The 23,194-nt window shown below is 40.5% G+C and carries 19 protein-coding genes and 1 pseudogene; 6 read left to right on the top strand and 14 right to left on the bottom strand.

Features of this window, described 5'->3' with window-relative positions; translation table 11 throughout:
* Positions 1-133: 133 nt before the first annotated feature.
* Genes ACFFAP_RS19205 through ACFFAP_RS19195 form a run of 3 tightly spaced genes read right to left on the bottom strand, consistent with a single transcriptional unit; the run spans position 134 to position 4,126 of the window.
* Positions 134-1,438: a methyl-accepting chemotaxis protein gene (locus tag ACFFAP_RS19205; protein ID WP_375512696.1), complete on the bottom strand. Its 1,305-nt coding sequence runs from the start codon at positions 1,436-1,438 to the stop codon at positions 134-136.
* A 29-nt stretch (positions 1,439-1,467) separates the two neighbouring features.
* Positions 1,468-1,926, bottom strand: a complete 459-nt coding sequence (locus ACFFAP_RS19200) for a chemotaxis protein CheW (RefSeq protein ID WP_375512695.1) — start codon at positions 1,924-1,926, stop codon at positions 1,468-1,470.
* Positions 1,919-4,126: a chemotaxis protein CheA gene (locus ACFFAP_RS19195; RefSeq protein ID WP_375512694.1), complete on the bottom strand. Its 2,208-nt coding sequence runs from the start codon at positions 4,124-4,126 to the stop codon at positions 1,919-1,921. The genes ACFFAP_RS19200 and ACFFAP_RS19195 overlap by 8 nt, the downstream gene beginning before the upstream one ends.
* Positions 4,127-4,771: 645 nt before the next feature.
* Here ACFFAP_RS19195 and ACFFAP_RS19190 point away from each other — a divergent pair.
* Genes ACFFAP_RS19190 through ACFFAP_RS19180 form a run of 3 tightly spaced genes read left to right on the top strand, consistent with a single transcriptional unit; the run spans position 4,772 to position 7,419 of the window.
* The gene (locus ACFFAP_RS19190) at positions 4,772-5,137 is read left to right on the top strand and encodes a response regulator (protein ID WP_375512693.1); all 366 of its coding nucleotides are present in this window, start codon (positions 4,772-4,774) and stop codon (positions 5,135-5,137) included.
* A 6-nt stretch (positions 5,138-5,143) separates the two neighbouring features.
* On the top strand, positions 5,144-5,752 hold the full coding sequence (locus ACFFAP_RS19185; RefSeq protein ID WP_375512692.1) for a chemotaxis protein CheC: 609 nt from the start codon (positions 5,144-5,146) through the stop codon (positions 5,750-5,752).
* A 53-nt stretch (positions 5,753-5,805) separates the two neighbouring features.
* Entirely contained in the window at positions 5,806-7,419 is a 1,614-nt protein-coding gene (locus ACFFAP_RS19180; protein WP_375512691.1) for an ATP-binding protein, read from the top strand.
* A gap of 104 nt (positions 7,420-7,523) precedes the next feature.
* On the opposite strand, the gene ACFFAP_RS19175 is transcribed toward ACFFAP_RS19180, so the two are convergent.
* A complete protein-coding gene (locus tag ACFFAP_RS19175) occupies positions 7,524-8,369 on the bottom strand; it encodes a GNAT family N-acetyltransferase (RefSeq protein WP_375512690.1) in 846 nt (281 codons plus the stop codon).
* Positions 8,370-8,834: 465 nt separating this feature from the next.
* Between ACFFAP_RS19175 and ACFFAP_RS19170 the strand changes: the two genes are divergently transcribed.
* On the top strand, positions 8,835-9,260 hold the full coding sequence (locus ACFFAP_RS19170) for a peptidoglycan-binding protein (protein ID WP_375512689.1): 426 nt from the start codon (positions 8,835-8,837) through the stop codon (positions 9,258-9,260).
* 283 nt (positions 9,261-9,543) lie between these two features.
* Here the strand turns inward: ACFFAP_RS19170 and ACFFAP_RS19165 are convergent, their stop codons facing one another.
* On the bottom strand, positions 9,544-11,832 hold the full coding sequence (locus ACFFAP_RS19165) for an FUSC family protein (protein ID WP_375512688.1): 2,289 nt from the start codon (positions 11,830-11,832) through the stop codon (positions 9,544-9,546).
* Positions 11,833-11,939: 107 nt separating this feature from the next.
* Complete coding sequence (locus ACFFAP_RS19160; protein ID WP_375512687.1) at positions 11,940-14,519, bottom strand: dynamin family protein; 2,580 nt, start codon at positions 14,517-14,519, stop codon at positions 11,940-11,942.
* Positions 14,520-14,661: 142 nt separating this feature from the next.
* Here ACFFAP_RS19160 and ACFFAP_RS19155 point away from each other — a divergent pair, with 142 nt between their 5' ends.
* Positions 14,662-15,948, top strand: a complete 1,287-nt coding sequence (locus tag ACFFAP_RS19155; protein ID WP_375512686.1) for a hypothetical protein — start codon at positions 14,662-14,664, stop codon at positions 15,946-15,948.
* 94 nt (positions 15,949-16,042) lie between these two features.
* On the opposite strand, the gene purU is transcribed toward ACFFAP_RS19155, so the two are convergent.
* Genes purU through ACFFAP_RS19140 form a run of 3 tightly spaced genes read right to left on the bottom strand, consistent with a single transcriptional unit; the run spans position 16,043 to position 19,298 of the window.
* Positions 16,043-16,897, bottom strand: a complete 855-nt coding sequence (gene purU, locus ACFFAP_RS19150) for a formyltetrahydrofolate deformylase (protein ID WP_375512685.1) — start codon at positions 16,895-16,897, stop codon at positions 16,043-16,045.
* A 26-nt stretch (positions 16,898-16,923) separates the two neighbouring features.
* A complete protein-coding gene (locus tag ACFFAP_RS19145) occupies positions 16,924-17,550 on the bottom strand; it encodes a DUF4340 domain-containing protein (protein WP_375512684.1) in 627 nt (208 codons plus the stop codon).
* Between the two features lie 8 nt (positions 17,551-17,558).
* Positions 17,559-19,298 (bottom strand): GldG family protein, encoded by a 1,740-nt coding sequence (locus tag ACFFAP_RS19140; protein ID WP_375512683.1) that lies wholly within the window; start codon positions 19,296-19,298, stop codon positions 17,559-17,561.
* 275 nt (positions 19,299-19,573) lie between these two features.
* On the opposite strand from ACFFAP_RS19140, the gene ACFFAP_RS19135 reads away from it, so the two are divergent.
* Positions 19,574-19,861: a four helix bundle protein gene (locus tag ACFFAP_RS19135; protein WP_375512697.1), complete on the top strand. Its 288-nt coding sequence runs from the start codon at positions 19,574-19,576 to the stop codon at positions 19,859-19,861.
* A gap of 32 nt (positions 19,862-19,893) precedes the next feature.
* On the opposite strand, the gene ACFFAP_RS19130 is transcribed toward ACFFAP_RS19135, so the two are convergent.
* The 5 genes and pseudogenes from ACFFAP_RS19130 to ACFFAP_RS19110 form a co-directional block, all read right to left on the bottom strand.
* A complete protein-coding gene (locus ACFFAP_RS19130) occupies positions 19,894-20,706 on the bottom strand; it encodes an ABC transporter permease (RefSeq protein ID WP_375512682.1) in 813 nt (270 codons plus the stop codon).
* Complete coding sequence (locus tag ACFFAP_RS19125) at positions 20,707-21,711, bottom strand: ABC transporter ATP-binding protein (RefSeq protein WP_375512681.1); 1,005 nt, start codon at positions 21,709-21,711, stop codon at positions 20,707-20,709.
* A 91-nt stretch (positions 21,712-21,802) separates the two neighbouring features.
* Positions 21,803-21,880: pseudogene (locus ACFFAP_RS19120) on the bottom strand (DUF433 domain-containing protein); the annotation flags it as partial.
* Between the two features lie 247 nt (positions 21,881-22,127).
* Entirely contained in the window at positions 22,128-22,424 is a 297-nt protein-coding gene (locus ACFFAP_RS19115; RefSeq protein ID WP_375512680.1) for a hypothetical protein, read from the bottom strand.
* Positions 22,425-22,460: 36 nt separating this feature from the next.
* Positions 22,461-23,057: a DUF3177 family protein gene (locus ACFFAP_RS19110; RefSeq protein WP_375512679.1), complete on the bottom strand. Its 597-nt coding sequence runs from the start codon at positions 23,055-23,057 to the stop codon at positions 22,461-22,463.
* Between the last annotated feature and the right edge of the window lie 137 nt (positions 23,058-23,194).

Genomic DNA, 23,194 nt, shown 5'->3' with positions numbered 1-23,194 from the left:
AATGGAGTTCAAACACTCTTTAATGGAGTTCAAAGCCTCTTTAATGGAGTTCAAAGACTTATTGTTGCATTTTCAAATATATCTCCTCTACCCTCCTGCCTCCTGCCCCCTGCCCCCTGCCTCCTGCCTCCTCTTAATACTTAAACTGATTGACGACTTTCTGCAAATCTATTGCCATTCGAGACAGTTCTGTGGCTGCCTCTAATGTATTACTAGTTCCTGTAGTTGTACTTTGAGTATTAAGTGCCACAATTCCAATATTTTTGGCAATATCTGATGTTCCTTTGGCTGCCTCAGCCATATTTCGACCAATTTCATTCGTAGTTGCAGTTTGTTCCTCAATAGCACTGGCGATCGTGCTTTGGAAGTCGTTGATTTGATTGATAATACTAGTAATTTGAGTAATGGCTTGAACAGCGCTTTTTGTATCTGTCTGAATTGCTTCAATTCGCAAGCTAATATCTTCAGTCGCACTTGCCGTTTGTTTGGCTAATTCTTTCACCTCGTTTGCGACTACGGCAAATCCTCTACCTGCATCCCCGGCTCTAGCCGCCTCAATCGTAGCATTCAGTGCTAATAAGTTTGTTTGCCCTGCGATCGCGGTAATAACTTTAATAACTTTGCCAATTTCGATGCTGCTTTGACCGAGTTTGTTAATTGTCTCATTTGTATGGTCAGCTGTTTTAACTGCCTCAGTCGTGACTTTTGCTCCTTGAGTAACGGTCTTCGCAATTTCTCGAATGCTAGCATTCATCTCTTCCACGGCAGTCACAACTGTATTGGTATTCTGACTTACCTGTTCAGCAGAGGCAGACGCAGAAGTGGCCTGTTCGGCTGTTTGTTCGGCGTTCTCAGTCATTTCTTTGCTGACTGCGGTCAGTTCTTCTGAAGAAGATGCAACTGCTGTTGCCACCTCTGTCATCTGTCTGATTGAAGACCTCAGGCTGCTAATCATCTGATTTGCATTATCTGTGAGCTGCTTAAACTCTCCTGCATTGCTTGCCTCGATTTGCTTGGATAAATTTCCTTGAGCGACGGCAAGGGTGACCTCATTGATACCTTTTATCTGCTCTTTTAAATTTGTAGACATCTGATTCAAGTTGCCCTGCGATTCTTTCCAACTCCCACCGGCTCCTTTGACAACGGCTTGAGAACCGAGCTTTCCTTGGATACCAATCTCGGATGCCAAGCGATTAACTTCGTTAGCAAAGTTTTGATTTAAACTCACCAATTCATTAAAAACTGAGACAATTTCACCCAGTTGATTATTCTCATCAGCTAAACGGACGGTAAAATCACCGTTTTTTGCAGCCTTCAGTGCTATTAGTAACGCTTGCAATTGTACTTTTGTCACACTGTCATCGGTCGGTTGCGAATCTGCACTATCCACCGAGGGAGATTTTGAGTTGGCTGTTTTCCCAGTCCGATTTGTAGTCATTGCAAAGCGCTCCTGAATTATTCGATAATCTAATTTGTTAAATTAACATCTAGAATTTTCTCAGCGTCTAGAACTAACAGAAATCCGTCTGGGAGCGGGTAAGCTCCTGCTAGCATCTGACGCATTCTACCTTTTAACGTTGCGGGTGGGGGTTGAAAGGTGTTTTGTGCGAACTCTAAAACATCTCCTACATAATCGACGAGCAGACTGACTACTTCACGATCGGAACATATAACGATATTAAATCCCTGGACTGCATCTACAAGTTTTGTAGTTGATTGTGTCTGCGGTTCGCTCATCTCTAATCGACGCTGCAAATCGATGACAGTAATAATTTGTCCACGTAAATTAATTAACCCACAGATATCTGGTGGTGCTAAAGGTACACGAGTCATTGCTTGGGGACGAATCACTTCTTGAACGTGTTGCACGTCAATACCAAAGTAAACTCCTTTGAGAAAAAATGTGCAAATTTGTTGTTCATTCATGAGTCGCTAATTGCAGCAAATGAGGGTTAGCCATCCGAATTACAGTCTCAATGTCCAGTATTTCTGTGATTTTTCCTTGAATTACAGCACAGAAAAGCACACCAGGTCTACTAGGGATACCTTTAATCGTCAGTGGTTCTTCCACAATGTCGAGAATGCGATCCACCACTAGCCCAACACTAAGTTCTGAGTATGGAGAGACAATAATTATCTGGAGTGTTTCTGCAACTGTCGCCAAAGCCTGATCATTAAAGTGATTGCGATCGCTATCAGAAAATATCTTATAAAGATCAATCAGTGGCAGAATTTGACCATAAGACTGGTACACATCCTGATTACCCACTTTTTCGACAGCAGAAGCAAGAATCTCTTCCAGCCGAAAGGCGATCGCCAGTGGAATGCCCATGCGTGCGCCTTGGGGGCCTTCAAACAGCAAAATTGTTTGGCGATCATCTGCTTGCTCTTGGCTATTTGCACCATTCTCGCTCAATAACTGCTTTTGTTTGGCGGTTATACCAGTTCGGTTTGCCAAACCGACAACATTAATAATTAATGCCACTGTGCCATCCCCTAAAATAGTGGCTCCTGCAAATAGGGATAGCGCCTTTAACTGTTTTCCCAAAGGTTTAACTACAATGTCTTGGATATCTTCAATTGTGTCCACGACCAGTCCAAAGCGATAGTTATCAACTTGCACAATTACCAGACTGAGTGTTTCTAAATTGCTGACACTATCCTGGTGAAACACTTGATTGAGGTAAACCAATGGCACAAGATTACCCCGCAAGCGATATACAGGCACATCGTATAATATCTCAATACTATTGAGTGCTTGTGCTTCTAGGCGTACTAGCTCTTGTAGACTCGCTTGGGAAATAGCATAGCTATTGCTGCCACTAGTGACAATCAATGCTGGAATAATTGCCAATGTCAACGGAATCTTGATTTTAAAGGTTGTTCCTTGTCCCTGTTGGCTGTGAATTTCAACCGTTCCGTTAATCTTCTCAATATTGCTCTTGACAATATCCATCCCAACCCCTCGCCCGGAAAGGTGAGTTACCTGTTCAGCAGTCGAGAAGCCGGATAAAAAAATTAAGTTCATCGCTTCTGATTCGCTCATGGTTGCAGCCTGCACAGCGTTCACTAAACCAAGTTGCTGCGATCGCTCTTTGATTCGTTCTAAATTCAGACCGCGACCATCATCGCCAATTTCAATATTGACTTTGCCGCTTTCGTGAAAGGCTCTGAGAAATAGCCGTCCTAAGCTTGGCTTTCCACAAGCAATCCGCTCGGCTGGTAATTCAATCCCATGATCGATGCAATTGCGTAATAAGTGTGTCAAGGGGTCTTTAATTGTTTCAATAATACTTTTGTCTAGTTCAGTATCTGCCCCCTCCATGTCCACCTCAACTTGTTTACCGGAAGCGATCGCCAAATCGCGGGTGACGCGAGGGAACTTTTGCCAAATGGAACTAATTGGTTGCAGCCGAGTTTTCATCACCCCTGACTGCAACTCGGCTGTAAGTAGGCTAAGGTGCTGGCAGGTAGCAGCAAAACCATTATCCTTAAACTTTGTACTAAATCCGATTACCTGGTTACGCGCTAAAACGAGTTCACCCACTAGGTTCATTATCTGGTCTAGCAGATTAACATTGACTCGGATATAAGTAGATTCTGATGTTGTCAAAGTTGATATTTCTGTGAGTTCGTGATTGAGAGACTCAACAGACTCACTACCTGCTGTATCTATTTGTAGCGTTTGTATATTAACAGCAGGCTCATGCGATTGAGAGACTTTTGGAGTCTGTTCAGTTTTTGACAATTGGGTTAAAGCCCCAATTATTGCTGAATAATTGCGATCGCCATCATGCTTTGTAGCTTGAATTTGAGACAGGATTTGCCGAATGCTGTCAACTGTTTGTAGTAAAATACTAATAATATCAGGGGTGATTGCGATCGTGCGATCGCGCAGACACGAGAGCAAATTCTCCCCAGCATGAGCAAGTGATTCCAAATTAGGAAACGGTAAAAAGCCGCAATTCCCTTTAAGCGTGTGGAGTGAGCGATAAATCCGAACTAATGCTTCTCCCTCTTCTGATGCTTTCTCTAGCTCAATAATATCTCGTTCAATTTGATTCAAGTTCTCATAGCTTTCAACGAGAAATGCTTCTATATCATCGTCAATTTCATTTAACTCCATTGGTTAATAAAGTAAAAAGTATATCTTATTTTAGTACTAATTTAATATTAAACCTCAGCAATCTCTATCTAAAGAGAGATGTTTGTCTTTTCTCAGGCTGGAGACATTATATTTGCCCTAATGATATAGTTTAAAGACAGGCAATGTTCTCGTTGCCATTCAACTCAAACTTTCAAGAATAGTCGTCGTCAAGATAGACAGTGTTACAAGTGCAAACAATGCGACGTGCGTTCCGCCCCGCTTTGCTAACGTCAGTTTCTCGAATCCTACCAACCTTGGTACTACTCAAACTATGTCAAGCAGCTATGCCTCAAAATGTATCTTAATGGCATGAGCCTGCAATAAATCGACTGTCTAACCTATATCTACCACACAAAAATTTTGCATTGGCAACGGATAGAAAAGCTGCAATTAGATCGAATTTCAAATACTTAACAAATTTTAAAAGTTACCATTATTAATAATTTTAGCTCCACAGCATAGCATTATAGTTTCAGCGAGGTTGATAATTTTTCCGAAACTATCATTATTGATAATTGTAAAATTATATTTATTTATTCTTGAATTCATTCATTTTAATTAATAATATAGGCTAATTAGTCTAAATCAATAATTATTAAGCTAAAGCATAAAAGGAGAAAGCTGATGGCAATGGTTTTGATTATCGATGATGCAGCTTTTTCTCGCAGAATGATCCGTAAGTTTCTGCAAATCGATGGTTATGAAATTATCGAAGCAACTAATGGGCGTGAGGGATTAGAAATGGTTTACAACCATAAGCCAAATTGTGTATTAGCGGATCTTCTAATGCCAGATATGAATGGCTTTGAATTTCTGAAAGCTATGCAAGAGAAAAAATTAAAAATTCCGACCATTATCATTTCTGCCGATATCCAAGATGGGGCACGCAATCAAAGTTATGACTTGGGCGCAGTCAACTTTATTAATAAACCGCCAAAAGAAAGTGAATTGCGAAAGGCAGTCCAGGAAGTTCTTAATACTAAGGAATAAGTTTTCATGAATGTCACAGAAGAAGAACTGGATGCCCTGCAAGAGTTAATTAATATTGGAGTCGGTCGAGCAGCAAGTCTACTTAATGAAATGGTAGACTCTCACATTCGTCTGAAAATTCCGGTTGTTAAAGTTTTAACTGCTGCCGATGCCCATCAAGAATTAACAAAACGTTTTCATGATGAGACTTTGGCATCTGTAAAACTACGCTTTACAGGCTCTTTCTATGGCACTGCTAGCTTAATTTTTCCAACTGACAGCGCATCAACATTGGTTGCAGCGCTTACAGGTGAAGATTCAGGATCGGCTGACCTAGATGCAGTAAAAATTGGCACCCTGAGCGAAATTGGTAACATTGTCATAAATGGGGTAATGGGTTCACTCACTAATGTGCTAAAGCGACATGTAAACTACACATTGCCCGTTTATTTAGAAGATACGCTTGACAATTTATTGTTATCTGCATATGAGAGCGATTCAAAAATCTTACTAGCACAAGCCAATTTCACAATTGAACGCTTAGAAATTATCGGAGATATTATTTTAATCTTTCTGGTGGGCACTTTTGATGCCCTCATCACTGCAATGAAGGAGGAAATGGAAATAATCCAATAATATAATATTAGCAAAAGTTGTTGAAAAAGGTATTAAAAAACTTTGATAATACAATGAATATAATTGAACAAGCTCAGGAAAAATTTAGCCTTTTAGATAAAATTCCTTTAGGAGCTTTTGTTCTACAGTCAGATTATATTGTTATCTTCTGGAACTCTTGCTTAGAGGAGTGGACAAAAATTCCGAGAAGTAAAATGTTGGGAATTTCTATTCATGAATATTTTCCTCATCTGAATCAACCTCGTTACGCTAGCCGTTTGCACCAAATTTTTCAAGGCGGCCCTCCGGCAATTTTTTCTTCTCAACTGCATAAATATATTATTCCTGTACCTATATCTAAATATAAATACCGGATTCAACACACAACTGTTACTGCTGTGTCTGCATTGGATGGAAATAGATTTTATGCTCTTTTTTCAATTGAAGATTTGACAGATTTAACGTTCCGAGTTCAGGAATATAAAAACCTACGCGATCAGGCTCTAGCAATAGCAGAAGAATGTCAAAAGGCGAAAGAAGTTGCTGAGGCAGCAAACCGCATCAAAGATGAATTTTTAGCAATTGTCTCTCATGAACTTCGTTCTCCTCTTAATCCAATTTTGGGCTGGGCAAAGCTACTGAAAAATCGCTCATTAAACGAAGCTACTACTGTGCGTGCCCTTGAGACCATCGAACGAAATGCTGAACTACAAGCTCAGTTGATTGAAGATTTGTTGGATATCTCTCGCATTCTCCGGGGCAAGCTAGGGCTTAATTTAGAAACAGTTAATCTTGTTTTTACTATTCAAGCTGCTTTAGAGACAGTGCAATTGGCAGCAGAAGCAAAGTCTATTCAAATTAATCTTCATTTGGATACAGGAATTGGACAGGTAAAGGGTGATAGTAATCGTATTCAACAAATTATTTGGAATCTGCTCTCTAACGCCGTTAAATTCACACCATCTGGTGGACAGGTGGAAGTCTACTTAAAACAGATTAATTCTCAGGTACAACTGAGAGTCAGTGATACGGGTAAGGGTATTAGTGCTGACTTTCTGCCACATGTATTTGAGTATTTCCGTCAGGCAGATAGTGCTACAACCCGAAGTTTTGGTGGGCTAGGGCTTGGTTTGGCGATTGTGCGCCAACTTGTCGAGTTACATGGCGGTACAGTTTGGGCAGAAAGTCCTGGAGAAGGACAAGGTGCAACGTTTACAGTTAGCCTACCTGTGTTTCAAGATTTGGAATTAGAAAGGGAAAATCACGAAGTATTAGAGAATTCCTATCCATTCTGTATGCTTTATGCTCCACTAGAAGGAATACGTTTGTTAATTGTAGATGATAATGCTGATACCCGTGACTTTCTAGCGTTTCTATTAGAACAGCAAGGAGCAATTGTGACGATCGCAGCATCTGCCAGTGAAGCACTGACTGCAATTATGCAATCAAAGCCAGATTTGCTATTGAGCGATTTAGGTATGCCAGATATTGACGGTTATACTTTGATCCGCAAGTTACGAGCAATGCCCGCGAATTTAGGTGGAGAAATTCCCGCGATCGCCCTAACTGCTTACGCCGCAGAAACGATACAAAAACAGGTTTTTACAGCCGGATTTCAACTCCATATCGCTAAACCAGTCGATCCCGCCAAACTGCTTGCTGCGATCGCAGCTCTTGTTAACAATTGACCTTTTAAAAGGTATCAAGTTTGACGCACGCAAACTAAAAGAAAAATTCAGGCGCTAACAGTGGAATTGTATAGTAGAGGTGTAAACACATTGTTTGTACGTCTCTAACCTAGTTCTAAACTTGTCACAGCAAAGATGCGATTAATAGGTAAAGTAGGAATTTCTTTAGTGTACATCCGAGCAGTTTGAGAGACTGGCTGCAATTGGTAACGTTGAACTAGGTCAATCGCTTGTAGATTTGTATCTGGCACGTCAAAAAACACTGAAGCATGAGGATTTTGTGCAAGCAAGGCTTGAAACAATGCTTCAGCAATCTGTTCATCATTAGCAAACAGTGGCCCAACCCTAAAACCTGTATGGGCAGACCGGATAACTCCGTAACCAGCAAGATATCCATTTTTGATAAACCCGAAAGCAGTACTCTCTGCCTGTTCAATCCAATGTTGCAGAAACAGCGATCGCTTAGAAGGAAAAAATTGGCGATCGTAAGCCACCAACTCTTCAAAAGGCACTGTTTTCAGATCCACGATCCCAGCAGGCACAATACCGCCACCTACCCCTTCATAACGAATATGGTTATAAGCGATTTGGAAACCAGACTTTTTATAGTTATCTTGTTGAGCTGCTACACCATCCAAGCCGATGTTACGATCAGCACCCAGATAGTCCATTGCTGTCTTCCAAATTTTCATACCCAACCCCTGCCCACGAAACTGGGGTTTCACAATGTAAAAACCTAGAATGCCAAAGTGTGGATCGTAAGCAACAGCAGAAATGCACCCCACCGGCTCACCATTCAACTCACCCAAAAAAAAACCGCTTTCGTCAGTTTGATAAAAAGATTGAGCATCATAGCTTCCTGGATTCCAACCTTCGGTTGCTGCCCAAGTAATCGCCAAATCCATTTCCGACCTGTTCATTGGGCGGACGATAAAGTTGTCAGTGTTCATAATATCTTCTTACTGCTAGGCTGTTAACTATTTAACTTTGCTTTTGCAAACTGAGTGAGAACTCTTAATATTACTTTTTTGTATAGCTGCGACTTCCAGTCCCTTGAGCATCATTTACTCAAATACTACTGTTCTATTACCATATACTAATACACGATTTTGCAAGTGCGATCGCCATTTTTTTTAGCGGTGATTTAAGGATTTTAGGAAATTCTCACCAATCAAGAGTAAGACTTTGGGCGACACAATTCTAAATAAATTAGTCATGCTTTTGTCACAATTTTGCAATAGCTCTGTCAATATAATGTGTGATGCTATAGCTCTGGGTTAAAAAATAGACTCCTTCTATAATAAACCCACACACCAGAGTCTACCCAGGAGAATCACTATAAGGCACTAACCCTTATTTGGATGACTCTTCTAATCAAAATTGTCAGAATTCTCATAGTTAGAAGGAACAAAAAGATGAATTGGAAAGTACTTGCTTTGCTCCCTGCCTTGACTTTAGCTACTGCTGTGCCTGCTTATTCTTTAAGCAATAATAAAACCCACAATACGACTACTACTACCTACGTTGCACAAAATACCCAGCAAGGTAACAGCATGAAAAAGCCTAATGCTATGCACAAGTCTAATAGTATGCACAAGTCTAATAGTATGGCAAACCATAATAATGGTATGGCAAACCATAGTAGCGTACTGACAGTAGGTAGCAGAGGAGAAGCAGTCAAAAATGCTCAGAATCTTTTAAAACAGCAAGGATTCTATACCGCAAGTGTGAATGGTGTCTTTGATAACAAGACACGTTCAGCAGTAATGAAATTTCAGAAGTCTAAAGGATTAAGAGCAGACGGAATGATTGGACGTCAAACTATGGCATCTCTCAAATAAAATGGTTTCAGCTTCTTGACTAGATTTCAAGTAAAACCACTCGACACCTACGATTTTGATACAGATAAAGACAGTCAATACGGTTCGGATAAGCTCTTAAAGCAGGAGAGGCAGAGGAGGAAAGAGTTAATAGACAATTAGTATATTTCCCCCTTGCTTCTCTTCTACCCCAGTTCCCCCTGCCTGCCTCAACGAATAATATTCCTTAAGCGAACGGTATTGGGAGTACGGTAAGCTTTCCTACGAAACGCTAAAGTAATCAACAATTAAGCAGTAAAGAAAATTATTCTTGCAGACGAGCAATTACACAGTGCATAACTTTAATTTCATTAACAATTCGATCCAGTTCTGTGGAGAGCGGAGTTTGTTCTTGAACGGCTTGTAATGTGGGAGTTAAAGTGTTGGAATTAGTAGCAATTTCTGATAACCGAGCAGTATGTAGCTGTTGAATTTGGTCGTGAATTGCTTCGAGATAACTATCCAGGGCTGGTAAGGGTTGGGGTGGCTGTCCCTCCCCAAGGGCATCTGCTAAGTTTTCCAAAACTTGGACAATGGTATCGGCAAGTCGCTTGAGTTCAGGAAATTGGTACTCGCCGCTAAATTCCCGTAGATGTTCTGCTAAAGTTGTTACCGAACTGAAAAAGCCACGAATATATGTCATCAGCGTCATTACAGGTTCGATTTCTCCCTGAATGTGACGAGGTTCGCTGAACAATCGTTGAGCTGCGGCGTTAGCGTTGACGTTTTCTAGTGCTGCTTGGTGGCGTAGCATGTTGATAGAATCAGCAAACGCATTATGTTCTATATGGAGATAGTTAGCAATTACCTGTTGAAAGTAAGCAAGATTAGCTCGAATTGTCTTTTCCAATTGTGCAGGAAGTTGCTGTCGTTCCCAACGCGGGAAAAGCAAATAGCTACCAAGCAGTGCTAAGGCACCCCCAGCAAAGCTATCGAAGATCCGCAATACTCCAACCTTCCAGCCACCTGCACTAATAATGTTGAGTAGCAATATGATGGCGGGAGTGAGTAGTATGGTGAATATACTGTAGCTTAACGATCGCACCGACATCGCCACAAACACTAGCAGCAGGAAACAAACTGCGATCGCCAATTGATTCTTAACTAGTAAAATCAGAGCAATACCAATAATTCCACCTAAAATAGTACCGATGACTCTTTGGACTGTTGTCTGTGACGTTCCGCCAAAGTTAGGTTTAAGTGCAACTAAAGCTGTGAGCGTTATCCAGTAACCTCTAGGTAGTTGCAATAGTGAGGCAATTAATTCAGCAAAAGTTGTGATCAGTGCTAGGCGCAACGCATGACGAAATAAGACTGAATCAAAAGTGAAGTTATTGCGTAGGGTATCAATAATTGTAGAACGCTCTGGTTGGGCTGGGGGGGAAATATCTCGCTGGGCAATGCTGTTACGCTGTTTTCCCCGGCTTAAATCTGTAACAATCTCTGCATCAGTATGAATTTGCTCTGCCAGCTTTGTTAGACTGGCTGTAATCTTCCCAAGGTTAACTAGATCGAAATAGTCATCTGTCTGAGCAGTGATGGTTTGATTGAGGACTTGAGAGCGTAGAACTTGCCTTTGGTGTTCTAGTGCTTCAAGACTCCGATCCAGATCCCCTAAGTGAGGTGAGTTTTTTCCTTTGGCGATCGCTTGTGATAACATTTGCAGAGCAATTGCCAACTGTTGTATCACTTGCTGAATTTCTGGCTGTAACCGAGAAAATAGTTGATGTTCGGATGCGATCGCTAACAGTTCGTTCAGTGCCACAACAGAATTGACAATTTGATTTATATCCTCAATTAATACGAGTAACTGATTTCCCCGCAGGTTAGCTCCTTTTTGCCTAGTCCAGATAGTTGTCCAGACGCTACGGGCAGATGTCAAGTTCTGAATGACAGTATCCTGAGCTTGCAAAAATTGCTGTTCCCACTGCTGACGATCTTTTGGATTTAATGCTCTGTGGCCTGCCAAGTCCAGAAATCTGCTTAATGAGAGATAACAGTTAGCGACTATCTGCATTGCAGGTACATAAGGACGCACCACCCATAGTCCTAATGACAAGACAGTTGTCCATGTTCCACCAGCCAGACATAGCCCACAGTGTTGAATAAGAGTAGACAAATTAGAAAATGCAGCGAATCTAGCCAGCGCAATTACAAACATAATCGAAGTAATCAAGCTGACAGATGCAGCCACGTTGCCATAGAGATTCGCTAAACCTGTGATAAATATTACCAAGAATGTGGTCGGGACAGCTAACCAGAGATGACTGCTAACCAGACTTGCGATTAGGAACATCATAGTTACCCCAATCGTAGCTGCGATCATCGCAATCGCTCGCTGACGGTAGGCTCCGTCAACATTTACCATGCCAACGAACCAAGCTGCCATAGTGGCGATCGCACTTTCAGCAGCATGACCTGTAAGGATGCCAATTCCAATTGGAACACCCAGTATAAAAAGGCTACGCAATCCAGAGGAAAGGGCGGGCTTACCTGGCTGGAGTTGAAACTGCTGCAACAACCAACCCAGAGGACGTTTATCTGTAAATGACATTATTAGACTGGCGAATGTAAAAAAGCAGATCGCTTCTTAGAGCATTTTAGCCAGATATAACTGGGTGGAGGATGGCTGTAATATGCCTTTTCAGGTGATTCAGTTGTTTAATTTTTACTATCACTGGTACATTTACTGAGAATGATTTCCAGCCCATTCTGTACTTGCTCAAGTTCTTGGTGCTTTTGGTAAATCCACATCTTTTCAGCCTCACGTTGTTCCAGGGTTTCATTGTGAGCCTTTTCCTGCTGTTCGAGGAGATTTTCGTAAAGTGCGATCGCTTGTGTGATTACTTGACTAGCTGATTCAACTCGGTTTTCAAAGACTGAGGCAATAATCTCATCTAACTTCGCAGGTAATTTATTTTTATCCATTGACTCATTAAATTTTTGAAATCCTATTTCAATTACTTTCCCCTTTATTGTCTCTTTTAGTCCATCCGAATTTAGCATTCCAAAACCAAACGAACCTGCAATTGTAGCAACTACACTTGCAACAATTACGGCAATAAAACCAACTCCTGTAAATACCATTAATCCAGCAGCTAAAGCACCAATCCCAAAACCACCACCAATTCCTCCAAAAACCGTAATATCATCATTTATAACATTTTTTGAAACTTTAATTTGTTGACTTAAATTTGTTTGTATATGCATATCTATACTTTGAAATTCGCTTTGAATTGCATTTAACTCATAAGCTATTTTTGCATCTAAATCTTCAATGATTTTGAGCAAAATTACATCTCTAAGTTTTTTATTTCCCCATATATCTATCTCTTGCGACATAGTTTCAGTAAATTTATTTATGTAGTCTTTAATGAGTTTGTCTTGACTCCAAACAGGACTGTGTACCGAATCCCAGTATTTACTTTGTTGAATAATATTTTCTTTTAGTTCTTCACGCCACTTAGTCCATGAATCAGTAGCTTGCTTAATTACTTCTTTTTGTTGAATTTCTGCTAAAATTTTAATTTTAACATCTCGCCCACTAGCTTCTCCTATGGTTTCCAAGATTTTCTGCTTTTCTGCTTCAGAAATTTGAATTTTACCCTTTAAAATCTCCTCAAATTGATATAATCCATCTAAACTTTTTTGTACCATCCTATTGATTTGAGTAATAAAGTGCTTAATTTTTACTTTTCCACTGTCAAAAGTCAGAAATTTATCAATAGACTGGGTAAAATTTTGGAAGGCTTTCAAATAGTCATGCTCAGTTCCCTGCAAAATTGCATCCAGCGCAGCTTGAGCAGAAATAAAATGAACGCGGTTTTCACCTGCAACTATAGGATTTTGACCTTGTACAAATCTTTCGATCCTCTGTCGTACTTGCTCACGTCCCTTTTCGGTACGCACTAAATCTATGAAATTTCCTACTACAAAAAGATTGTTAGCAGGTTCGTTTTCTTTACCAGGATTTAATTGAGTTCTCACATCTTGGAGTAAGTCGCGTTCTACCTGAGTTAGAGAACGTGAAGCATTAGTTAGGAATATCACTGCATCCGTATCCTTCAGCAGTTTTTGAGTAATAGCAGTGCGGTCAGGGTGTTCGTTTAATCCTGGGGAATCTACAATTTCTACCCCACTACTACATAACTCTAAATCAGGATGCTCAAAGACAATTTCATCAATTTCATCATGTGCTAATTCATCACTCAGACATCCAAGTGCTGCATCTTCTGAAATTGTTGCCTTTAGTTGATATTCCTCAAAAGGAATTTCTTCTTCCCGTCCATCTTTATAACGACAGACTACCCGCTTTTGGGTTCCATATTTTAAAACTGTTACCATACCACTACAAGGAATCTCTCTGACAGGTTGAATTTCTTCACCTAGTAAGGCATTAAGTAAGGTTGATTTACCTTGGCTAAACTCGCCTAAAACTGCTAACCTAAACTGCTGAGATTTTACTTTTTGAGATATTTCCTCTACTTCCTCTATCAAAGTGTGAGGCAAGAAGCCACGATTGGTACAGTCTTGGATTATCTGAAATAGTTGATAACAACAATTGTTTACTTGTTTGCGATATTCTTGGAACTTTTTCAATTCTCCGTAAGATACATTTCTATGCGGTTTGGTTATTTTGTGTTTTGGTTTAGCAGGTAGAGTGGCTAACATATCACTAGCAGCCTTAACAAATATAGTATCCAGTTCTTGAAAACGAGCAGGATTGAGTAAAAAATGCACTTCATTTAAAGCAGCAGGCTCTACATTTGCTTGATGAGTAAAACCAGCTTCTAAAATTGCTAAATGTTGTGGTTTAATGCCTAAGTGCTTGGCAACTATCTCCAAATATTTTTTTTCTCGTGAGTCAATTTCGCTATCTGCTGCTGACATTTCATAGCCAAATCCAATTAACAAAAGCTTTTCTGACTCTGAAAGTGGAGCCGCCAATCCTAGTAAGTTATTAACTTGCTTATAAACTTGATTATCTTTGACTCCCTTAATCATCAAATGTGTCAACTTACGCACATGACTTTCTGGAATACTAAATCGATAAAGGGTTGTCAGTAAACGTTGCTTTTCTGACTCTGCTACTGTGCCATCTACAAATATCACTCCCAGCAGCACCGTGACTAAATTTGCCAGAAATATCACAGGTGGGGTGAGATTCTTTTGAGTCAGTTTTTGTCCGGTAATCTGCGACAATAGCTCAACAGTCTGAGAACTAACCAGTGAAGTATCCATAAACTATGTAAGGCGATAGAGTTTTCAGGCTTAGTATGCCCACATTTAGACAAAATTAATTAATATACCGAATAAATACGGTTATCTTTACTTTTTTATACCAGTTAGGCTCAAGAAAATTAGCTTTTAGCAACCTAAAAATATGCTGTTCCAATTTGCGTCTGCAATTCAAGCTGGTATTGATGCTGGTAAATATCTACAAGTCTTTAGCAATGGAGTACCCTTAAGCATGGCTAGAGATGCAGTTAGCGGGCAGTTTATTGCCCATGCTATTGGTGCTACAGTCAACAACAGCCCTTTATCTCCACTGATAGCAGCTTCTAATCTAGTCACGAGTGGGGCGCAGATGTATCAAACTCAGCAAGGCTTTACAGCAGTACTGAATGGCTTGCAAACTATACAGACTAGCTTGGGTGTGCTGCAAGCAACTACAGCCTTGATTGGTGTGGGAACAGTAGCGGGTGTAGCACTGACAGCAGTCAATCTGCACCAAACTATGAAATTAAGAAAAGAAGTAGAGCAAATGAGGCTGGAAGTCAAAAACGGTTTTATTGACTTGAAACAAGCTTTAAAAGACCAAGGTGTAGAAATTAGGCAAATAATTGAGCAAGTAGCCCAAGATATCAAATTTGAACAACATCGCATAGCTTTAGTAAGGGCGTATGGAGTGTTTATCCAGGCGATGAACCGCTTCCGTTCAGCGATGCAATTGCAAGATTTCAGTCGGAGGAACGCTGAGATTGATAGTGTCAGAGGAATGTTATTTGCGGCTTTAGCAGATTACAGTAATCCCCATTTACTGGAAGAAACCTGTGCAGCTGGTCAACTACGCAGACTCGAATGCGCTTGGGCAATTGAACAGGTGATTGTTGCAACTTATCAAGTGCAGAATGAGGTTTCAGCAGTGAGCGATCGCCTGTCTCATCTCCAAGATAAAATCTGTCAAGATGCTCTCACTGTGATTAATAGCTGCGAATCACATGATGAACTTGATTTTCTCTTTCCCGAAATTATCCGCATTAAAAATCATGATTTAGCAGTATTGGATTCGTGGCAAAATCATATTAATTGGATACAATTGCTTCCTTCATCAGATTTAAAACTTTTAAGTAGCGCTGATTTTAATAACTCAGATACTCACTCCTCCACAATCAATTTAGCAGAACCGCCAGAAGAATTAGTATATGAGAGTTTAGCCGAAAAATCTCATTTCTATTCGCTTCGTGACCAGTTATTATTTCTATTCAAGCCTGAACTACGTCGAGAGGACGAATTTTATATTAGTGAACAAGCTGGAATTACTGGTTATAAAACATTAGTTACATCTAATTTACAACAGGCATCAGACTTAACTGTTGGTAATCTTTATTACTACTTTAAAATCAGAGAGGAATCGAAAGATGAGACAGAGTTAGTTTCAGCTAATTAAAACACCTACGTAAATTCTTAAAATAACTATTTTCTCAAGTCCGCATAGGCGGACTTTTTTGTATAGCTGCGACTTTCAGTCACTTGAGCATTATTTACTCAAATACTACTGTTCTATTTCCATAGACTAATACACGATTTTGCAAGTGCGATCGCACCGCTCTTGCTAATACAATTCTCTCCAAATCTTTGCCTTTTCTCACCAAATCATCAACTTCATCACGGTGGGTAACTCGCACTACATCTTGTTCAATAATTGGGCCTGCATCTAAATCAGGAGTAGCATAATGGGCTGTTGCACCAATAATTTTCACACCCCGTTCAAAAGCTCGGTGATAAGGGTTGGCTCCAATAAAAGCTGGTAAAAATGAATGATGTATATTAATAATTTGCGGAAATTGACTAATAAAATTTGCACTAACAATCTGCATATATTTCGCCAATACAACTAAATCTATTTTGTATTTACAAAGTAATTCTAGTTGTTGAGCTTCTGGTTCTGATTTATTGTCTTTAGTGATGGGAATGTGTTGGAAGTCAATATTAAACTGCTCTGCCACTACTTTTAAATTAGAATGGTTGCTAATAATTAAAGGAATTTCAGCAATAAATTCTTTGGCGCGTTGTCTCCAAATTAAATCAAATAGACAATGGTCTTGCCGACTTACCCAAATAGCAATGCGTGGTACTGTATCAGAAAAACGTATTTCCCACTTAGCGCATAAAGGTTGAGCAATGGCATTAAATGCAGGGGCAATAAACTCTCGCGGTAAATTGAACCCATCTAATTGCCATTCAATGCGGGTAAGGAATAACCCAGCAGCAAAATCTGTATGCTGATCTGCATGGATGATATTACCACCATTAGAATAGATGAAATTGGCAAATTTTGCTACTAATCCCCTTCGATCGGGGCAGGAAATCAGCAATGTTGCTGTCGGATTTGTCATAATAATATCGCCAGATTTGGAATTAATTATTTGCTGTTTGTCGGAGTCGGATTGGGAATGGTGAGCGGAGGAAGTTTCTGACTATTATCTACAGGTTGTTTCCACTCTGATAGTTCTCGATTCACGGCATTGGCAAAATCTGTAGATACCAACAGCACATTTATATTACCATCAGGTTTCGCAGTAGGGTCAGCTTGAGCATACATGAAACGACCGTTAAAGTTAGATTTACCCAAAATCAGCTGATGGCTTTGTCGGTTTTTCAGGGTGATATTAATAGTTGCTTGGGGTGGATCTAAGGCAAATTCTCCAAGCTGTTTTGCTGGAGTTGATAAAGTACGCTCGCTATTACCCTTGACCAATAAATCCATTAAATAAGAAACAATAGCATCATTTGCTAGGCCCGATATGGGAGATTTGATTAACCACTTGGGGTTACTAGAAGATTCAGGGTTACGTTCCAGATTCAGGGTGAGTTTTTTTGTCTTGACTGTTAAAGATTGCACATCATCTTCTCCAAAAGAGAAAATTTTATGCTTTTGCTCTTTGATTTCTTCTCGTACAGTCGCACCCCGAATTTCATAGAAGTAAACAAAACCACCTAAACCCAGCGCTAGCAGTATCAAGATTAAAGTTGTTCGCGGCAATTTCATTTTTTACTCTACCGTCGTTTCCACCAAATAATAACTGCGATCGCAAACCCAATTAAGGGTAAAAGCAACAGAGATGACAATATTAAAAGATTACCTTGTGTGGTTGTCAGGGTTATCCGCCGATTTTTCGGTTCTTTGGGACGAATGGAAAGGGGTTGCTCATCCTGTTGACTCAACCAAGTAACTGAGTTGAGGAATACATCTCCATTTAATTGCTGTTGAAACAAACCATCAGTGGCGAAATCAGAATTTCCTAAAACTACTAACCGAGACTCGGTGGCTGTTTGAGATGAGGGAGTAGAGGCAGGAGCGGGGGGGGAGACAGGGGGAGTGGGCGAAGCCTTGCTTTGAGTGGTTGGTGATGGTAGGGGTAACGCTTGCGGAGTCTTGGGGGAAGGGGAAGCAGTAGGGCTAGTCTTGCTTTGAGTGCTTGGCGATGGTAGGGGTGAAGGTGTAGGTGCAGCTTGGAGAGTTGAAGCAGATTCGGATGTTTGTTTTCTGGTTAAGGCAACACCCAAGGTTAAAGGTCCTTTCAGGTCTTTATCTGCATTAAACTCTAATTTTTCGCTTTGGAGGTCGCTTTCTGCCCAACTGCTGGGGTAGGGTTTGGTTCGTAGCAGTGGAGTAGCCTGAACACCAGGCACAGAGGTAATTTCCAGTGGGCGGGCAATCGGATAAAAAGAATTACCGTTACCGAAATCTTTGGTAATTGGATGTTTTCCGTATTCTGTTACTAAGGGCGCAGCAGGGCCAAGTCCCACAACGCTTTCGCCAGAGACATCGACTGCTAAACGATTATCCAGACGAACACCCCACTCTTGTAGCAAGCTGTTAAGTTTGGGATCGGTATTAGGATCAATCATCAGCAGTAAATTACCACCGCGATTAAGGTAGTCTTGCAAAGCTTTGACTTCACCCTCAAACAGTCCTCGTTTGGGGCCAGCTACTATTACGACAGCCGCATCTTGAGGAACTTTGGAAGTTTCTCCTAAATTCAGGGGTGATGTTGTGAAACTTTTATCGCCTAATCCCTGAACTGCTTGTGATATTGCATCTTTTCCAGGCGAAAGTTGGCGTTCGCCATGACCTTGCAGTAAGTAAACTTTGGCTGTGGTTGAATTTGTTAGTTGTTGTAGGCGACTAGTTAATCTAATTTCTGACAATCGCTCATTTTCATTTATTGTTTGTACTAATTGCCGTTTATCGCCAGATTCTAAATAAACTTCTCCATAATCTTTGACGCCAAATTTTTCTGCAAGTCCTGGTCTAGCTTGGGGGTCGATATACTCGTATTTAAATTTTGAGCTTTGGCGTTGATAATTTTCTAGTAGTTCTCTGTCTTGGGGATTTTGGTTAATATCAAATACCCATACTTTAACTGGCTGTGGCAAAACCCTCACCAGTTCGCGTGATTGAGGTGCAAGGGTAAACAATTGAGCCTCTGTTAAGTCTGCCCTCAAGTGATAGCGAGTTCCTAAAAAGTTAATCAATCCCAAAATTGCTAATATTGCCAGAGTTGCCACTAGGGCATTAGTCCCGGCTTGGGTAGAACGACGGTTCCACCAGTTACTCTGGTAGCTTTGCCATATTATGCCCAACCCACTGATGACAATTCCCGTAATCAAAAATACTAAGGGAATTAATCCCCACTGTTCAGAGACTAATCCAACTGTTAAGCCGACAGTAATTAGGAATGGGCCTAACCAGAACAGATATTTCCACAGTTTCTTTTTTGCAACTATCTTCATATTTGTCATTTGTCATTTGTCATTTGTCATTTGTCATTGGTAATTTGTTATTGGTTATTGGTTATTGGTTATTGGTCATTTGTTATTGGTTATTGGTTATTGGTTATTGGTCTAAAAATAGTGACAAGTAAAAATATATGGACGAAAATTGAGTAACTAAAAATAAGATAAGCAATACAACTGAATATATGGCGACAAAGCGTTTTCCAGAATTACAGGTTTATCAATTATCAGAACAATTAGCTGATGACATTTGGAAAATTTTTTAAGGATGGATTTTTTTTGCAAAAGATACGATTGATAAACAAATTGTACGTTCGGCAGATAGTATCGCTGCCAATATAGCAAAAGGTGTAGGAAGAGGTAGTTTTCAAGAAAATAGACGTTTTATAAAAATAGCAAGAGGCTCTTTGAATGAAACTCAACATTGGTTAAGACGGGCTTACACTCGTAACTTATTAACTACCGAGCAGATAAATGCAATCAAAACAATTGTTAACGAACTAGCACCCATAAACTCCTACCTAAACTCAATTGGCAATGTACCAGATGACCAAGGATAAATGACAGATGACAAATGACCAATGACAAATGACTATTGCCTTTGAAAACGCAGGGCATCAATTGATTGAGCTGTGAGAAAGATTCCCAAAAAAATGTAACTGGCGAATAAAATCAAGGCGCTAGTATCAAAAATCCCTTGAATTAAGGTGTTGTAATGTTTCAGCAACGACAGATAACTTAAAGCTTCGCCCACGGGGCCAGGGACAATTTTGGCGATTAAATCAATCAATAACAATAATAAGATTACTGCAAAGGTAAAAACGGCAGATAGAATTGTGCTGTCTGTTAATGAGGAAATAAACATTCCTACAGATAAAATTGCTGCTGCTAGTAAGATTAATCCAAAATGACCCAGTAAGGGAATTGAGGGTGTCATTGGTGGATTTGAGCCACTGATGGCGATCGCTTCCAACACTAGCATGGGTGCAACCATTGTGATAAAAAATGTGATCACGCCTAATAATTTACCTACAGCTACCGCCCAATTGGTGATTGGTGAGGTGGCTAAAAGTTCTAATGTGCCCCGCTTCCGTTCTTCGGCATAGAGTCCCATCGAAAGTATTGGCAGGATAAACAACAATAGCCATCCCATACGATCTAAAAATGCCCGGATAAATTCATAGGGGACATCTATCGGTGGTACTGGTACTCCCAGTTGTTGCCCTTGTGCGTCTATTGCCGCAACTCCTACCAAAATGCCGTCTGGCCCTAGCAAAATCATCACGAAGAATAACCCGGCAATGAACCAAAATATGCCTGCGATCGCATAAGCCAAAGGTGATACAAAATAACTCTGTAACTCTCGGCGATAAATGGCAATAATATTACTCAGCACTATACCCATTTACGCTGCCTCTCCTTCGTTGTCTGCTGCTAAGTCTACCTCAGGATCGAAATTTTTTTCTTCTGTGGTCAGTTGCAAGAATACATCTTCTAAAGTAGCGTTAACCCGCCGCAGTTCATGTAAACCAAATCCTGCACGCACTAATGTTGTGGCAATATCCTTTCCTGGTTCTTTTCCGGGTTGCGATATTACCCGCAGGTAAGCGCGATTTTCCTGGGGTTGATGACCTCCGCCTGTCGGAATTGATTCTATCAAACTCACACCCGCAACTTTTTGCAATACCTGTTTCGCTAGGGCAGCTTCTCCTTCTATTTCCAATTCATACCCTGAGCCACCTGTCAACTGAGTCATCAGATTTTCTGGTGTATTAGTTGCCACAACTTTACCGCGATTGATGATGGCGACGCGACTACAAGTCATACTTACTTCTGGCAGAATGTGTGTGGAAAGAATAATTGTGTGAGTACCAGCAAGGCTTTTAATTAAATTCCGCACCTCAATTATTTGTCGAGGATCGAGTCCAACGGTGGGTTCATCCAAAATGATTGCTGGGGGATCGTGGACGATCGCTTGAGCAATTCCTACTCTTTGGCGATATCCTTTAGAGAGTTTGCGGATAATCACCCGCCGCTTGTCTTCTAAATTGCAGCGTTCGATGGCGGCTGTTACCTTGTTGGGGCGATCGCCTGCTGATACTCCCTTAATTCGGGCGACAAAATGCAAAAATCCCTCCACCGTCATGTCTGGATATAACGGCGGTGTTTCCGGTAAATAACCAATCCGTTGGCGTACAGCCAGAGAATTTTCATGGACATCATAACCAGCAATCCGGGCATTTCCATTAGTTGCCGGTAAATAACCAGCCAGAATCCGCATGGTTGTGGTTTTACCAGCGCCATTGGGGCCCAACAACCCTAAAATCTCCCCAGGTTCGACGCTAAAAGTCACATCAGTAATCGCTGGGGTGGAACCGTATATTTTACTTAGATGCTCAACTTCGATCATAAATTTACATATAATAATAATACTTTCAGCCTTCACTGCCTTAAAAATGCTCACCTGATGCTCAATTACCCTGATTTGTGTGTTTGAGATGAGTTATTCGCATTCCCCGGATACAGGGTTTACCACTGCGTTTTCCAGGTTCAATTGTAATAATGTCGTAGGAATTCATAAATTAGCAAGATATTTGTTTAATCAATGCCAGCAGCAGATAATAAGAGAATGACAAAATTGATAAATATATCAAATTCTGCATTCAGATAGCCTTAAAACAACGGTTTTGCTTGGCTAATTTTCACCATATTGCTCTACAGTCACGTTCGACGAGCGCAGTAAAAGTTCTCATAAAAAATTGACTGTAAATTATCTATGAAGGTTGCTTTAGTCAGTCTAACAACTAACTTGAGACAAAATTTTAGTTAGATTCCTACTTCTGATAATAGAGCTTCCATAGCTTCCCAAGAAATTCCTTGTTGAATATAACGGGGTGCTTCAGGATTGTAAGGACTGGCTACTCGGTCAATGTTGAGGATGTTTGCCTCATCTGGTAGAACTGGTACATCTGCATCAAATGCTGTAGAGCGCATCAAAGAACTGGAAAAGCCTTTGAAAATAGCAATTGTATCTTGCTCATCAGCAATTTCTACCGTTACAATTAGGACTTCTTGGGGACGTTTAGCGGTGTATTGTTCCAGTCGCTTGCCAATAGAATCCATTTTTTTAAGAGTAGGGGTATGGTGGTGCAACAACGCTTACTGTGGTGTGGCTGAACGTCCCTGCTTGCCCAGCTTAATCAGAACAAAGTAGCTTAAGTAAAGCACATAAATTACTAAACTAGTTATGCCGAGAAAACCTAAAAACTCAGCTTTGCTATTAGCATGGAAATATTCTTTGAATAGCAACGGAGCCTCAAACCAGACGCGACAATCGGGAGTCTTCAGCGCATTGCCAGAAAAAGCACAACCCAAAAAAGGGATAAAAGCTAGTGTACCCAAAATACAATAAACAGTTGTCGCCCACCGCCAAGAAGTAAAAATCAATTTCAAAGCGCCACTGGTTTGATACTCAATTTCATCGTTGATATCCACCCAGAACCACAGCGAAATCGGGATCAAAATCTGAGCTATCAACCCAGAGATAAAGCTAACTGGATACTGGGCAATCATTAAGTAAATCGTGATTGCTACCAGGCTTGATACTCGCCAATATATACCCAATAAGCGTTGTATGCCTTCTGCTTTTTGCACAAATGCCCAAATCAGAAGAATTAGCGGAATAATTACTAGGAATAATACTGCCAGTCGGTAATCCATCCAGACGAAAGGGCGAAACCAAACGTTATAGTCCATAGTTTTTCTCAAACAATAAATAAAACATTTTTAACCAAGAACAAGCTCTATAACTGACAAACTGTAAGCTATTAGCAAGCTAGTATAGGATTCATATTTGATTGCGTGAAATACACGTAGGGTGCGTTAGCCAGAGG

It is taken from the genome of uncultured Nostoc sp., from assembly GCF_964245575.1.
GTDB lineage: Bacteria > Cyanobacteriota > Cyanobacteriia > Cyanobacteriales > Nostocaceae > Nostoc.
This window is presented reverse-complemented; position numbering and strand designations above follow the sequence as displayed.